General features: G+C 43.6%; 13 protein-coding genes. 10 read left to right on the top strand and 3 right to left on the bottom strand.

The window, feature by feature from the left end; genetic code table 11:
• A partial coding sequence (locus tag ACEW8F_RS01445; protein ID WP_373481693.1) for a B12-binding domain-containing protein occupies nucleotides 1–225 on the bottom strand: 225 nt, incomplete at its 3' end.
• A gap of 288 nt (nucleotides 226–513) precedes the next feature.
• A complete protein-coding gene (locus tag ACEW8F_RS01440) occupies nucleotides 514–1206 on the bottom strand; it encodes a TetR/AcrR family transcriptional regulator (protein WP_373481692.1) in 693 nt (230 codons plus the stop codon).
• Between the two features lie 251 nt (nucleotides 1207–1457).
• Here ACEW8F_RS01440 and ACEW8F_RS01435 point away from each other — a divergent pair, with 251 nt between their 5' ends.
• The 5 genes from ACEW8F_RS01435 to ACEW8F_RS01415 all read left to right on the top strand — a co-directional run bounded on the left by ACEW8F_RS01435 (nucleotide 1458) and on the right by ACEW8F_RS01415 (nucleotide 6376).
• Nucleotides 1458–2030, top strand: coding sequence for a hypothetical protein (locus ACEW8F_RS01435; RefSeq protein ID WP_373481691.1), 573 nt, complete (start codon nucleotides 1458–1460; stop codon nucleotides 2028–2030).
• A 148-nt stretch (nucleotides 2031–2178) separates the two neighbouring features.
• Nucleotides 2179–3225, top strand: a complete 1047-nt coding sequence (locus tag ACEW8F_RS01430; protein ID WP_373481690.1) for an anion permease — start codon at nucleotides 2179–2181, stop codon at nucleotides 3223–3225.
• Nucleotides 3226–3236: 11 nt separating this feature from the next.
• A complete protein-coding gene (locus ACEW8F_RS01425) occupies nucleotides 3237–3860 on the top strand; it encodes a DUF47 domain-containing protein (protein WP_373481689.1) in 624 nt (207 codons plus the stop codon).
• 348 nt (nucleotides 3861–4208) lie between these two features.
• Entirely contained in the window at nucleotides 4209–6026 is a 1818-nt protein-coding gene (locus ACEW8F_RS01420) for a S8 family serine peptidase (RefSeq protein WP_373481688.1), read from the top strand.
• A 92-nt stretch (nucleotides 6027–6118) separates the two neighbouring features.
• Nucleotides 6119–6376, top strand: a complete 258-nt coding sequence (locus ACEW8F_RS01415) for a hypothetical protein (protein ID WP_373481687.1) — start codon at nucleotides 6119–6121, stop codon at nucleotides 6374–6376.
• A gap of 88 nt (nucleotides 6377–6464) precedes the next feature.
• Here the strand turns inward: ACEW8F_RS01415 and ACEW8F_RS01410 are convergent, their stop codons facing one another.
• Entirely contained in the window at nucleotides 6465–7889 is a 1425-nt protein-coding gene (locus ACEW8F_RS01410) for a sigma-54 interaction domain-containing protein (protein ID WP_373481686.1), read from the bottom strand.
• Nucleotides 7890–8383: 494 nt separating this feature from the next.
• Between ACEW8F_RS01410 and ACEW8F_RS01405 the strand changes: the two genes are divergently transcribed.
• The 5 genes from ACEW8F_RS01405 to ACEW8F_RS01385 all read left to right on the top strand — a co-directional run bounded on the left by ACEW8F_RS01405 (nucleotide 8384) and on the right by ACEW8F_RS01385 (nucleotide 14648).
• On the top strand, nucleotides 8384–9304 hold the full coding sequence (locus tag ACEW8F_RS01405) for a tetrahydromethanopterin S-methyltransferase subunit H (protein ID WP_373481685.1): 921 nt from the start codon (nucleotides 8384–8386) through the stop codon (nucleotides 9302–9304).
• A 40-nt stretch (nucleotides 9305–9344) separates the two neighbouring features.
• Entirely contained in the window at nucleotides 9345–10922 is a 1578-nt protein-coding gene (locus tag ACEW8F_RS01400) for a BCCT family transporter (protein ID WP_373481695.1), read from the top strand.
• 38 nt (nucleotides 10923–10960) lie between these two features.
• Nucleotides 10961–12391 carry a glycine betaine--corrinoid protein methyltransferase gene (gene mtgB, locus ACEW8F_RS01395; RefSeq protein WP_373481684.1) on the top strand — a complete coding sequence of 477 codons (1431 nt, stop codon included), beginning with the start codon at nucleotides 10961–10963 and terminating at the stop codon, nucleotides 12389–12391.
• Between the two features lie 38 nt (nucleotides 12392–12429).
• Entirely contained in the window at nucleotides 12430–13077 is a 648-nt protein-coding gene (locus ACEW8F_RS01390) for a B12-binding domain-containing protein (protein ID WP_373481683.1), read from the top strand.
• A 101-nt stretch (nucleotides 13078–13178) separates the two neighbouring features.
• A complete protein-coding gene (locus tag ACEW8F_RS01385) occupies nucleotides 13179–14648 on the top strand; it encodes a BCCT family transporter (RefSeq protein WP_373481682.1) in 1470 nt (489 codons plus the stop codon).
• The last annotated feature ends 174 nt before the right edge of the window (nucleotides 14649–14822 follow it).

Below are 14822 nucleotides of genomic sequence, written 5' to 3'. Positions count from 1 at the left end.
TAAAACTTCTACGCCTTTTGACATGGCTTTGGCAGCGATCAGCATTTCCGGAACAAAAATTTCTCCGGATGAGAATTTATCCCCAACCACGCTCATGGAATCGACCATCGCCTGGAGAATTTCGCCGGGAGCGCTGCCTTCGTCCAGGGCTTCCTGGACCAGTCCGGGAACCAGTTTTGACTTTCCGGCTTCGACCTTTGCTTTGACTTCTTCGATTTTTGACATCTTTTTTTCCTCCTGTTTAATGTTTTTTATTAGTGATATCAAATGATATCAGCTATAATCAACGATTTCCACGTGTGTGCGTAAGTAAATCGTTAAAAACTCAAAAATAATCTATGGATGAGTCTAATTGATACGTTTACATCAGATATTGTAACTGCTTGTAAGCAATTACAATATATATGAATATTGCTTAAAAGTCAATTAAATTCGTAAATAAATATATATGAACTAAAAAAGGAGTTAAGAAAACGATTAAACATTGCAAAAAATAAAAACAAGAAGAAACTCCTATTGTTCGCAAACAATAGGAGTTTCTTCGATATATAAATAATTTTTAACTTCTTTTAGTTGGGGATATTCTTCAAGTAACCGATCAATGGTGCAGTTAGCAGAACTGAGCAGTGATTTGAGGAACAGACTATTGTAATCAAATTTCAAGGAATAAAACATTTGATTGATGCACAGATCAAAGAGTTCTTCTTTGGTGAGGAGGATTTCTTTTTCATACTGCTTCATGGTGAGTGCCCGGATAACCCCAAAAGATGCCGTTACGGCACAATCACAAAGAAGTTCTTTATCCGCGGTCTCTATTTGATCATTTTGTTTAACCAGCGTTTTATATAGCTCATAGAGGTTTCCATCGCGGGTCGCTTTTTCCAGTAAATCAAACTTATTCATCTCGTAAATAAATCGATCGTAGTGTGCATCAATTTCGGTTAATTTAAAATGTAACTTAAAAAAAGTTATCAATTGCAACAGTTCATCATCAGTGGGAAGATATTTAAGCAGATGCGAGTAGAGTGTTTCATAGTTATTATTAAGCATATCACTGGCGATGATATCTTTGGTCTTAAAATAATAGGTGACTAAACCCAGATTGACACCGGCTTCTTTGGCAATCAAAGTATTTGGTGTGTTTTCATAGCCATTTTCCAGGTAGAGGCGCTTGGCGGTATTATATATTTTGTCTCTTGTGTTCATGATCTGGTTATCCTCATTCTCTTGTTTTATAGTATAATAGCATAAAAAACAAAAGATCGTCCATGTCTAATTTATTTTCAGTCAGACGATCCTAATGAATAAGTTTAAACATGGTTGATAAGTTTGTCAGAAGCAGGCGGAAAAAGACAATGATTAATTTGCTTTTAATGGGGTAATATAATAAAACTAAAAAGGGACGGTAACAGATTCTGATTCCAGTAATTTGGGTTAAGAAAGATGAGGATGATAAAATGAATAGGTTTAAGTTATATCTAGTGATGGGAATCACCATAGCATTTATTCTAGTCCTGGCAGGTTGCAGCGGCGACAGCACAACCAGCAGCACCGCCGGTCAGTCGAATATTTCAAGAGCTACTGTGTATGATTTTTATGACAAGGTTCAATTAGATCAGACCAAGGAACAGGTAGATGCCGAATTGGGAGTAACCCCAACCGAAAGCAGCCAGATGGAGAACAGCTTTACGTATGTGAATGATGATACCAGCTTTGGGGTAAGTGTTCTATTTGATGAAAATGGAATTGCCACCAGTAAAACTTTGTTTTATTCGATGACGGAAGATCTGGCTTTTTTAACAACGAAAGCTGTAACCAAGGAACAGGCAGAAAGTATTCCGGATGGAGCCACATACGATGAAGTGAAAAATATTTTAGGCGGCGAGGGAACAGAAACCAGCGCCACTCAGATTCCCTTTGAAGATAATAAGGTAAGTTACATAAGGGTGTGGATCAATCAGGATGGTACCATGCTTCAGGTAGTCTTTTTAACGGATGGAACCACGGGAAAAGTGATGTTTTTTGATTAAAGAGCAACTCAATTGTCTCAATTTGCCCTCGGGCAGATTGAGATAATTTTTTTGGAAAATCGCAGTTCCGGTTGCATCTTTGCTAGTCTGCTGATATAGTAGGGAAAATAAACGATGTGATCCAAATTTTAAATTTAGGAGCTGAAAAATGATAACGGTCAGTGCAACAATCATCTTAATTTCAGTCATAATAATCGGGCTTGTTTTTGCATTAACGAATGGCCTTCACGATGCCAGTTCAGTGGTAGCCACCTTTATCAATTGCGGCGCCGCCAGTCCTAAACAGGCGATTGCTGTTGCATCTTGCTTTGGCCTGGTTGGGGCAGTGATTGGCGGGAACTTGGTGGCGGATGCCATCTCAGAGTTAATTGATCTGCCAACTGATACCGCCTTATTAATGATTCTGTTTGCTGCTGTTTTTGGAGCCACCTTATGGAATTTAATTACCTGGAAATTGGGATTACCTTCCAGTTCCACCCATGCTTTAATTGGCGGAATAATAGGTGCCGTGATGGTATCATCAGGATACGAACACATTTTGTGGGGATGGTCGGAGCTGGCTGGCGAGGGTCACCAAATCACCGGGATTATAAAAGTGATTATGGCCTTGTTTTTATCACCGCTTATCGGTTTTATAATTGCGTTTTTTCTGGAAAAGGCGACGAAATTTCTTTTGCGAAATGCCAAGGTTTCCATTAACAAGAAGATTAATAAAATACAGTGGTTAGTCGTGGCGGGTCTTTCATATAGCCACGGATCCAATGATACCCAAAAAATTATTGGACTATTCACATTGGCTTTGGCAGCCTGGAGCGGAACTGCCATCCACACGGCGCCTCTGTGGGTGCGAGGAAGTGGCGGAATTGTCATGTTTCTGGGCACGCTGCTGGGTGGCTGGAGCATTATGAAGACCTTGGGGCGAGGGATTTTTGATATTAAACCGCTGCACAGTTTAAATTCGCAATTGTCCTCGGTGGTTTCCATTCTCGGGGCAACCCTGGTTGGGGCGCCAGTCTCCACCACCCATGTCGTCGTCGGCGGGATTATGGGTGTTGGCGCTGGGGATGAATACAAAATGGTGAATTGGGGAATTGTTAAAGAAATTCTAGTGGCCTGGTGCATCACCATTCCCTTATCAGCAGTAGTTTCGGCGGTGATCTATACCCTAACAACGATTATTTTTAAGGTTACTTAGAGGAGAGAATTATGGAAAAGAGAAATATTATTGACCGGATTTTTCCGATTAAATACCATTTTCATCAGATGTTGTTGATGCAGGCACAAAGCAACGCTTGCGGAGTGGAAGCCCTGTACAGTTGGTTGAACAGCGGTGCCGACAAAGACAGCCAGGCATTGTTGCAGTGTGTTAAAGAAGCGGATACCATTCGAATGGAAATGGAAAAGAACCTGACCGAAGCATTTGTTACCCCCTTTGATCGAGGTGATATTTATTCTATATCCGTGGGCATGAATCGGGTTTTAAAATATGCCCAGTCCACCCTGGTTTCAATGAAAACCTTTGATGTGAAAGCCAACGATACCATTATCAGTATGGTTGAACAATTAAATAGAGGCGTGGAAATTTTTGCCGAAGCAGTGAGCGATCTGAAAAAGAATCATGGTAAGTCGGAAGAAGCGGTGGTTAAAATGAGAGCGACTCATCGGCAAATTGAAAAACTCTATATGGATGGGATGGTGTTTGTATTTGCCGGAGCTGATCCAATGGCTGCCATTAAAAAGCGGGAGGTTTATCATCATATTAAAGATGCATCGACAAACCTGGAGGAAACGGTGGATGTTCTGCATCGGATTATTGTCCGGCTGTCCTAGTATCGAAAAAGGCGACAAGCAGGCGGCAAGATTTTAAAGTACTCGTTCTCAGGTACTTTTACAGTTAGCTCAGAGCGGTCGCAACAAGAACCCCAAATGCTAATAGGGATGAAGTCTTAGAATAAAAACAGTGCGAAATCGGAGCGGACTGTTTTTTGTGTTTAATCATTTGCAGGAGCAAAGCATTTAATATTAAAATCTTTAAGCATCGTCTGAAATGATGGCAGAATTTAAAAGAATTATGTTATAGTAATAGCCTAAATATAATGGGTGTGATAAAAATAAAGGATTACACAACGACGGATAATATCACAAGACGAGACCACCGGCAGATGAAGGGAGGGCATCATGAATAAGAAAATAAGAAGAATAAAACGATGGCTGGCAATCATGTTGGTTATCTTCTTGCTGTTTCCCGCGGGGAGTCAGGCAGAAGATTCAGTTAATTCTGGCGATCAATCGCTTGAAACAATAACACAAGATAATCAGAGTACGCCGCTAAACCAAGGGTCTGAACAGGGAAACGAAATATCCCCTGTGATTGAAACCCTGGAACAGGTGCCGGAGGTTAACATCAACGATAATCTGGATCAGCAGATTGTTGTTGTTTATGCCGACAGTGGCGAAGACAATGTCAAAGACCTGGCGCTGACAACCGCAGAGGTTGTTTCCGGGGAGCAGGTATCGAATCGGGTTGACCTGATTGAAGTTAGCGAGACAACAGATGTGGAAGCCTTGATGGCTGATCTAAAACAAAACCCCAATGTATTGGCGGTAGACAAGAACGATAAAATCGAAGTGACGGCCCTTCCCAATGACCCCTACGTTGTCAATGGCTCGGCCTGGCAGTTTCAGCGGATTGGCGCCGACCAGACCTGGGATCAGGTATCCAATGCTGACCCGGTGGTGGTGGCTGTCATTGATACCGGCTTAAATGTCAATCATCCGGATATTATTGGCAATACCGTAGCTGGTTATGATTTTGTCACCGGCAAGACCAATGTTGTGGATCTGGCCGGCCATGGAACCGCCGTCAGCGGATGTATTGCTGCGGTTACCAATAATGGGGTTGGCACGGCCGGAATTTCCGGGTTGGCTAATATTAAAATCGCTCCCTATCGTACCGGTGGACAATACAGCGGAGATACCCAGCTGGATGTGGCCTATATTTGTGCAGCCATCCTTAAAGCTGCCGAACGGCCAGAGGTAAAAGTAATCAATATGAGTTTTGGCGGATACGGAACCTTTTCTTCCCTGGCAGTGGCTGTCAGTGAGGCTGTCAGCGCCGGGAAAGTGGTGGTGGCATCCTCCGGCAATGAAGGGGAAGCCTGGAATGCCCGAGCCGGACAGTATTCCTATCCGGCATCCTACGACCATGTTATTTCGGTCGGCGCTATCAACAAGTATAATACCCGTTCTTCCTTTTCTCAATATAATGATCGGGTGGATTTGTGTGCTCCAGGTCAATCAGTTTTAACAACTGCTAAAAGCGGCGGATACGAGTATGCCAGCGGAACCTCTTTTTCCAGTCCGATTGTGGCTGGAGCCTGTGCGGTAGTGATGGCTGCCGATTCCAGTTTAAATGCCGAAGCGGTTGAGACAATTCTCAAAAGCACCGCCCTGGATCTGGGCGTAGCCGGTAGTGATGCTTATTATGGCAGCGGTTTGATTCAGCTGAATCAAGCTGTGGCTGCCATCAATTCCAGTGAAACGGTGGGGCCGACCTATCGTACCCATGTTCAGAACGTGGGCTGGCAGGGCTGGAAATTTGACGGTCAGATCAGTGGCACCTCAGGCCAATCCCTGCGGCTGGAAGGGATCGAAATCAAGATGAATAATCTCGGTAATGATCTTGGGGTTGAGTACCAGACGCATGTTCAAAATATTGGCTGGCAGGGTTTTAAAAGCGACGGTCAAACCAGCGGGACCTATGGCCAATCGCTGCGATTAGAGGCCATTCAAATTCGTCTGACCGGAACCGATGCGATTAACTACGATGTCTATTACCGGGTGCACAGTCAAAATTATGGTTGGCTTGACTGGGCCATAAATGGCGGAAGTTCAGGAACACAGGGTAAGTCATTGAGACTGGAAGCCATTGAAATCTGCGTCGTGCCGAAAGGGGCGTCAGCACCGGGACCAACCAGCCGGCCATTTGTTAGCTAAATAATAATGGGTGGCGAAAAGTTTTTTGAATAAAGTTGATTGATCTGGGTAATGAACTTATAAGAAATCATTAATGAAAGGAGTATCTGGAGATGATTATTACCTGGAACAATATTAGTGAAGTGAACCGACGTATTGAAGAGCGGGATTTGGCCTATAAGGTTCATTTAAGTGATGCCTGCGGCGGACAGAGCATGTGGATTGAATCAATGGACAAAGCCAATCATTTTGAAAATCTGGATGATTTGAACGATTTAATACAGGATTATTTTTCAGAGATTCATGCGGATGTCGAGTTCAGTTGGGATAAAAAATCTTTTTGGTCAAGAGAACGTTCCCTGATAGTTTAACCGGAAAATTTGATTGTGATTTAGTGGGGCAGCCCATACAATAAAACACCATAACAAGGAGCTTTGCAGCCCCCTGCTTATGGTGTTGTTATTTTTTGATATATTTATTTACCAGGCGATAAGCAGTGGTCTGGCTTAATCCCAGAGATTCAGCCATTTCGTTGATATTGTCGTATATCTCATAATAATCTTCAATAATTCCCCGTTTGTAATTTTCGACCAGGTCATCAAAAATGACTGGTCTTTTTTTTATGCTGCCCTGGGCGAAAAAGGCCCCTAATTGTTCAGGTAATTTATCAATGCCAATGACGCTGCCAAGACTCATCACGGCCATCTGTTCCACGGCATTTTTAAGCTGCCGGACATTTCCCGGCCAGTCGTATTGAATCAGGGATTCAATCACCTGATTGGAAAAAACCTTATTCTGGCTGTATTTTTTATTGTACTCTTTCAAATAATACTGGGCGATGGGAAAAATATCATCCCGCCGTTCCCGGAGCGAGGGAATGGTCTGGGTGATGCCGTTAATCCGCCAGTACAGGTCTTCCCGAAAGGTGTTTTTAGCAACCAATTCGGCCAGATTTTTATTGGTGGCGGTAATGATCCGGGTATTGACGGTTTTTGATTCCAATCCGCCCACTGAGGTGAAACGCTGGTTTTCCAGAAAATCCAGCAGCTTAACCTGAATATTGGGAAGTAATTCGCCAATTTCATCCAAAAACAGGGTGCCGTTATCGGCCATTTCCACCAGTCCTTTTTTTCCCTTGGGGCTGGCTCCGGTAAAGGCATAGGGGACATAGCCAAAGAGCTCGCTTTCAATCAGATTATCGGGAATCGAGGCGCAGTTAATCGAAACGAAGGGGCTCGCTTTGCGGGGACTGCAATCATGAATAAATTTGGCAATCAGGCTCTTGCCAACTCCGCTTTCGCCCAATAAAAGAATGGGGATATCGGATTTTGCCGCTTTCTTCAGTTTGTGCAGGGTCTGGTAAAGAATATAACTGCGTCCGACAATATTATTGCTGGCCTTGGTCCGTTCTTCCCGGGAGCCTTTTTTATCTTTAAGATCTTCATCATCACCCGTTTCTTTTTCCGGATTCAGATAATCCAGGTCAAACTCCACAAAAGATTCCCGTTTTAAGGTGTTATAAACCAGCATCACCAGCTCATGATCGGGATTATAGAGGGGCGTGGTAATGGTAATGTGTTCTTCGTCCGTGAGTAGCGAGCGTTGCCGCGAGATGATGGTACGCTTTTTTTCCATGGCGGTAGCGGTGGAGGGCGGTGTCCAGAAACCCTGAAAGGAGGTCAGAAAATTAAGCTTCCACATTTTTTCGGCCGAGATGCCATGGTATTCGAGACAGGCCGGATTGGCATAAAGGACGTTACCGTCTTTATCGGTCACGGTGACCTCGATAAAACTGTTTTCCAGAATATCCAGGAAAAATTCACTGGAAAGTGTTTTTAAATAGTCTAAATATTCCTGGCTGTGATTGAATTCATTTGTTATCATAAGTTTTCCCTTTATCACACATTGAGGTGTGGTGTATTTTAGTTATTTTGCTCGAACCGTATCTTAATCTAGTTTTTTTAGGTTATTACAAACGGAGATCAATCATTTTCATTATTAGAACTGATAATAAATCAAAATAGCCCAGGGCACAAGAGGAAAAAAATGAATATTCCCGAAAGTGAAAAATAATAATGCTGTTTTTTCATATCTGGAAAGAGTATTTGCCTTACGAATCTCAGTAAAGGGCAGTAACCAGAGAATCAGCCGTCGGAAGCATGTTGGCACGATTATTGCGATACATGTTATCAAGAATTAACATGACATCTCGTAAATATGATCGAAAGGAGAATAAAACAAAGTGTAATCGTTTAGGCTGCGAGATAGAAAAACAGACGTCCAGGAAGATCGTTAACCGATTATAGCGGGGACGGGACAATAAAGTGTTAGTTGTGAATTTCGCAATAATTAATTATAAGTTTATGAAGGAGTAGAAAATGTTTAGATTTACAGCAGATCAATTTGTTTATGACATCAATGGAACCAAAATTGGTGGACAACCGGGGGAATTTCCCACCGTTTTAATCGGCAGTATTTTTTATCGGGGACACAAGATCACCCAGGATTCTGAAAAAGGCTTATTTGACGAGGTCGCGGCCAAAGACTTATTGGATCGGGAAGCTGAATTGTCAGCCGAAACCGGTAATCCCAGAATTGTCGATGTGCTGGGTGACACGGAGGTTGCCCTGACCAAGCATGTCGAGTTTGTTTTAAAGAACACCACCTCACCGATCTTGCTTGACAGTCCCAGTCCAGAGGTAAGAATTGAAACTCTGAAGCATTTCGCCAATGATCCGGTGGCCATGAGCCGAATTATCTATAATTCATTGGAAGAAAGCTGTACCGAGCACGAACTGGAAGTAATGAAAGAATGCGGCGTAAAAACCGCGGTTATTCTAGCCTTCAGCAAAAAACACCTGCAACCGGCCAAACGCGTGAAACTACTGGTTGGTGATGAAAAAAACGAGGGTCTATTGACTAAAGCCAAAAGAGCTGGTGTCGAACAATTCCTGATTGATCCCGGTGTTCTGGATGTTGCCAGTAGCAGTTGGACCGCCATGGCCATCCGCGATATTAAAGAACAGCATGGCTATCCCGGTGGTTGTGCCTCATCCAATGCCCTTTATTTATGGAAAAAAATGCGTTCTAAAGGCAGTCCTTATTTTGAAGCGGCCGGAGCATCGGTATTTACCTTCCCATTAACCCATGGCGCCGATTTTATTCTATACGGACCGATGGCCAACGCCGCCTGGGTGTATCAGGCAGCAGCGACAACCGATGCGATGATGTCTTATTGCAATAAGATCACCGGCACTAAACTGGGAACCATGGATACACCACTGATGAAAATATTCTAAAATTCAAAATTTTAAAAAATTAGAAGGAGGATAAGTAGTGATGGAAGAGAAAAAAACAGCAACTAAAACAAAAGACAAAACAGTCTTATATGTCTCGGCGGCAATCGCACTGGTATTTGTTCTGTTGAGCGTGATGTTTACCGAAGGAACGAATGAAGTTTTCAATCAATTGTTCGCTCTGATTACCACCAACTTTGGCTGGCTCTATTTGCTGGCAGTGGGTCTCTTTATTGTTTTTGCAATCGGTCTGGTTGTCAGTCCCTTTGGAAAAATAAAACTGGGGAAAGATGATGATAAACCGGAATTCTCAAACTTTCAATGGTTTTCAATGTTGTTTGGCGGCGGAATGGGAATTGGTCTGGTTTTCTGGTCGGTATCTGAACCGATTATGCATTACCTCAGTCCACCGATTGGTGAAGGCGCAACCCAGTCAGCCATGGAATTGGCGATGCGGGTATCCTTTTTTCACTGGGGACTCCATCCCTGGGTAATCTTTGCGATTGGCGGTTTAGGACTTGCTTATTTCCAATTCCGTAAAGACCTGCCATTTTTGATCAGTTCAGCCTTTTATCCACTGATTGGCGAAAAGATTCATGGACCGATCGGTAAAACCATCGATATTCTGGCTGTCTTTGCCACCATTTTCGGGGTCGCCACCAGCCTCGGCCTGGGATCAACTCAGATTGCCACTGGTCTGGAATACATGTGGGGAATCGAATCCACCCCGATGACCGTTTCGATTATTATTGCCGTTATTACCGTAATCTTTACCCTGGCAACGGTGTCAGGTCTGCATAAAGCGATGCAGATGGCTGCCGATATCAAAATCTGGCTGTCCATTGCCTTTATGGTATTTATCTTTGTTTTTGGCGGCTCAGTATTTATCTTAAATAATTTTACCAATACCCTCGGAACTTACTTCCAGAATATTGTTGGACAAACCTTCTGGATGGGTAATGTGGAATGGCTTAACGGCTGGACCATCTTCTATTGGGCATGGTGGATTGCCTGGGCTCCATTTGTCGGACAGTTTGTCGCCCGTGTTTCTAAAGGTCGAAGTATCCGCGAATTTATTTTAGCAGTAGCCTTACTACCTTCTGGTTTTTCGTTGATCTGGATTGCCATTTATGGCGGAGCGGCCTTTAATTTAAATACCATTTCCGGCGGCGCCATTGAAGCAGCCGTTGGTGCCGATTATACCACCGCCTTGTATGCACTGTTACAGCAGCTTCCGCTTTATGGCATTACCTCAATTCTGGCGATTTTCCTGATTGTGGTCTGCTTTGTTGGCGCAGCGAACTCCGCAACCTATGTATTGGCGATGCTGACATCTGGCGGCGACATGGATCCAGACAAAAAATTGCGCGGCGGCTGGGGAATTGCCCAGGGCTTAATCACCATCATGCTGATATTAGTGGGTGGTACATCGGCCTTAAAAGCCTTGCAGACCGCTTCAATTGTGGCGGCCTTCCCCTACATGCTGGTTATGATCGTCATGTGTTTCAGTATTTTCAAAGCTCTGAAAGCAGACTATGCCGAAACCCAGTTACTAATGAATAAAACCGGTCTTAATGATATCGGCAGCGGCCAGGAACCGGTTGCGGATATCCAGGAATAAAAACAAGAACAAAATTATAGAAAAAGAGGTATTTGAAGATGTTACCAAAATTTGATATTTTGACGGATGAACAGATTGATAAGATTCACAAAAATAGCTTAAAAATTCTCCAGGAAATAGGAGTTGAGTTCTCCTATGACCCCGCCATTGAAGTGTTTAAAAAACATGGTCAAAGGGTTGAAGGCCACCGGGTCTTTCTAGATCCGGACTTTGTTGAAAACATGGTCGAAAAAGCACCGGCACAATTTACTCTCCATGCCCGTAATCCTGAACATAATCTGGTTTGCGGCGGCGAGCACATTATTTATATGCCCGGCTACGGGGCCCCCTTTGTTTATGATGCCGATGGTGGCAAACGGGATGCCACGATGGCAGACTATGACAATTTTGTAAAACTGGCCGGAGCCAGCAAAAACATGCATATGACTGGCGGTACCGTGGTTGAACCCACCGATGTTGAAGATGAAATCAGACATTTAAAAATGGCCTACAGCCATATTATTAACTCCGATAAATGTTTTATGGGCAGCTCTTCAGGTTACGAACATGCCAGGGATTCGATTGAACTGACAGCAGTGCTTCATGGTGGTTTGGATGTGATCAAAGAAAAGCCAGCCTTGATCTGCTTAGTCAACTCAGTAACTCCGCTGAAATATGACGATCGGATGCTGGGCGGGTTAATGGCTTATGCTGAAACCGGTCAGCCGATGGTAATTGCATCTCTGGTAATGGCTGGTTCAACCGGTCCCGCCACTATGGCAGGCGCTTTATCCCTACAGAATGCTGAAGTATTGGCAGGGATTACCCTGACTCAATGCATCAACCCGGGAACACCAGTGGTTTATGGATCAACCTCAGCAGTGACCGATATGTCAACCGGATCACTATCGATCGGAAATCCGGAAAATGCCCTCTTTACTTCAGCCAGTGCGCAATTTGCCCGATTTTATGGCGTGCCCTGCCGCGGCGGCGGCGGCTTAACCGATGCCAAAACTGTTGACGCCCAGGCCGGCTATGAATCGATGATGGTGCTCTTCGCAACCAGCACCACCGGTGTCAATTTTGTCCTTCATACAGCCGGAATTCTGCAGTATTATATGGCCATGTCCTATGAAAAATTCATGGTCGATGATGAAATCGCCGGCATGGTGTTACGTTATCTCAAGGGATTTGATAGCGACAGCGATGAAAAAATGGCCTATGATGTCATTGAAAAAGTGGGCCCCGGCGGCCACTTCCTGACCCAGAAACATACCCGTAAAAACTTTAAAACGGAATTCTTCAGACCAGCTCTCAGTGACCGTCAATCCTTTGACGGATGGTCGAAAGAATCACTCGACACCAATCAGCGGGCAAAACTGAAATGGCAGGAAGTATTGGCCAACTACACCCCGCCGGAACTGGATCCGGAAGTTAAAGAAAAAGTCGAAGCATTTATTGAAAAACGATCAAAAGAATTATTAAAATAGCGAAATTAAAATTATATTAGAAAAAAAGGAGAAAAATAATGAACCCAATATTTGAAGAAATTAAAGATGCAATTGTCGATGGTGATGAGGATTTAGCGATTGAACTGGCCGAGAAAGTTGTTGCCGAAAAAATCGATCCGGTCCAGGCGGTACAGCTTGGTTTTATTAAAGGAATTGAAGAAGTTGGAGCAGCATGGACCAGTGGGGAAGCCTTTTTACCAGATGTTATGATGGCCGCTGATGCCATGAAGGCAGGGATGGATGTCCTCGAAGAGGTGTTAGCAGCCGGTGAAGGTGAAGGCGCTTATGAAGATAAGGGCAAGATTGTCCTGGGCACCGTTGAAGGCGATATCCATGATATTGGAAAAAACATTGTCGGCGCGCTGTTAACCTCAGCCGGTTTTAAAGTATACGATATCGGCATTGATCAGAAAGCTGAAGATTTCGTCGCCAAGGCTGATGAAGTAGGGGCCAAGATCATCGCCGCCAGTTCGCTGTTAACCACCACCATGAAATCTCAAAAAGTATTGGTTGAGTATTTAGATGCGCAAAGTCTTAGAGATAAATACAAGGTTATCATCGGTGGTGGACCCACCAGTGCAAAGTGGGGCGAAGATATTGGTGCAGACGGTTGGGCTGAGACAGCTGATGAAGCAGTTGAATTGTGTAAAAAAATCCTGAATTAATCAAAGTCTATTCAATTATGTTACAATAAAAGTAGGATCACAAAATGAACGCCAAAACTTAAACGAAAGTTTTGGCGCTCATTTATAAAAAGGAAGTGAATATGATGGTGTTCTACATTTCTATTAGTCTTATTCTGCTGTTTCTTGGATTTGGATTCTTATTTCCCGAGCAATTGCTCGAGATCACCAGTCAGATGTTTGGTTTTATCACCAATGACCTGGGTTGGCTATACCTGGCGACGGTTTTGGGAATTCTGATATTTACACTGTATCTGGCTTTCAGTAAATATGGCAAAATTCGTTTAGGTAATGACGATGACCGTCCGGAATATTCTAATTTTTCCTGGTTTGCCATGCTTTTTAGTGCTGGTATGGGGATCGGGCTGGTATTCTGGGGTGTCGCTGAACCTGTTTTTCATTATGCCCAACCGCCAATGGGGATTGAACCCTCATCAACCCAGTCGGCCATGATGGCTTTTAGGTATACTTTTTTACATTGGGGACTTCATCCCTGGGCGATCTATGCCATCGTTGGATTGGCACTGGCCTATGTAACCTTTCGGAAAAAATTGCCATGTCTGATCAGTTCAACCTTATATCCGCTGCTGGGCGAGAAGACCAAGGGACCAATTGGTAAAACCGTGGATATTCTATCGCTTATTTTAACGGTGATTGGCGTCTCCACCTCGCTGGGGATGGGGGCTTTGCAGGTTAATGGTGGGCTGAATACCCTGTTTAATATTCCCAACACTTTTAGTACCCAAGTTATTATTATCACTGTCATCACCGTGTTGTTTTTAATTTCGGCGACAACTGGACTGGACAAAGGAATAAAAATACTCAGCAACACCAATATCATTATTGCCGTGTTGCTTTTGTTGTTTGTTTTTTTCTTTGGGCCAACCGTTTTTATTATCAATACCTTATTAGTCAGCGTCAGCGGTTATATTCAAAATATTCTGCCCCTGAGCCTGGCCTTATCACCCTTTGAAAACGATCCCTGGATCGGCACCTGGACTATTTTCTATTGGGCATGGTGGCTTTCATGGGGGCCATTTGTGGGAACATTTATCGCCAGAATCTCAAAGGGTCGAACCGTCAGGGAATTTGTTTTGGGCGTGATTATTCTGCCAGCCATCTTCTGCTGCATCTGGTTTACCGTTTTGGGGGGAACCGCCTTATATTTTGAAATCTTCGAAGGTGCTGGTATTGTTGACCAGGTTACGAATGATGTGACGGTGGGATTATTTGCCACTTTGGCGATGTTACCTTTGGGAAAAATCATCTCGTTTGTTGCAACAGTCTTGATTATTACTTTTTTTGTCACCTCAGCCGATTCGGCCACCTTTGTCATTGGCATGTTTTCCAGGAATGGGGATTTGAATCCGGATACGAAAATAAAAATAATCTGGGGAACCGTTTTATCCTTGATGGCCATTGTGCTGCTTTTCAGCGGCGGACTGGTAGCGATGCGAAACACCTCCATTATTATGGCCTTGCCATTTTTACTGATCATCATTCTGATGTGTGTGGCAATTTATCAGGGCTTTCGACAAGAGAAAAAAGAATGATCAATGCGAGTACCAGAAAGTGACCGCAGAAAAAAAGTATCAGTATCATGCGGCTTTCATCTGGTAGATACGGAGAAAAAGCTGTGGGTCTAACATGCTTCATTAAGAATGATGATAAAATGTTAAATTTTTTAAAGCAATTGCGATGCTAAAAATAACAACATCATGATGTAA

It is taken from the genome of Acetobacterium sp. (assembly GCF_041752335.1).
GTDB lineage: Bacteria > Bacillota > Clostridia > Eubacteriales > Eubacteriaceae > Acetobacterium.
This window is presented reverse-complemented; position numbering and strand designations above follow the sequence as displayed.

Excerpts from the sequence above, each read along its gene's own strand:
- ACEW8F_RS01430 (WP_373481690.1), top strand. The coding sequence starts at position 2,179 with ATGATAACGGTCAGTGCAACAATCATCTTAATTTCAGTCATAATAATC.
- ACEW8F_RS01435 (WP_373481691.1), top strand. The coding sequence starts at position 1,458 with ATGAATAGGTTTAAGTTATATCTAGTGATGGGAATCACCATAGCATTT.
- mtgB (WP_373481684.1), top strand. The coding sequence starts at position 10,961 with ATGTTACCAAAATTTGATATTTTGACGGATGAACAGATTGATAAGATT.
- ACEW8F_RS01410 (WP_373481686.1), bottom strand. The coding sequence starts at position 7,889 with ATGATAACAAATGAATTCAATCACAGCCAGGAATATTTAGACTATTTA.
- ACEW8F_RS01385 (WP_373481682.1), top strand. The coding sequence starts at position 13,179 with ATGATGGTGTTCTACATTTCTATTAGTCTTATTCTGCTGTTTCTTGGA.
- ACEW8F_RS01440 (WP_373481692.1), bottom strand. The coding sequence starts at position 1,206 with ATGAACACAAGAGACAAAATATATAATACCGCCAAGCGCCTCTACCTG.
- ACEW8F_RS01405 (WP_373481685.1), top strand. The coding sequence starts at position 8,384 with ATGTTTAGATTTACAGCAGATCAATTTGTTTATGACATCAATGGAACC.
- ACEW8F_RS01400 (WP_373481695.1), top strand. The coding sequence starts at position 9,345 with ATGGAAGAGAAAAAAACAGCAACTAAAACAAAAGACAAAACAGTCTTA.
- ACEW8F_RS01390 (WP_373481683.1), top strand. The coding sequence starts at position 12,430 with ATGAACCCAATATTTGAAGAAATTAAAGATGCAATTGTCGATGGTGAT.
- ACEW8F_RS01415 (WP_373481687.1), top strand. The coding sequence starts at position 6,119 with ATGATTATTACCTGGAACAATATTAGTGAAGTGAACCGACGTATTGAA.
- ACEW8F_RS01420 (WP_373481688.1), top strand. The coding sequence starts at position 4,209 with ATGAATAAGAAAATAAGAAGAATAAAACGATGGCTGGCAATCATGTTG.
- ACEW8F_RS01425 (WP_373481689.1), top strand. The coding sequence starts at position 3,237 with ATGGAAAAGAGAAATATTATTGACCGGATTTTTCCGATTAAATACCAT.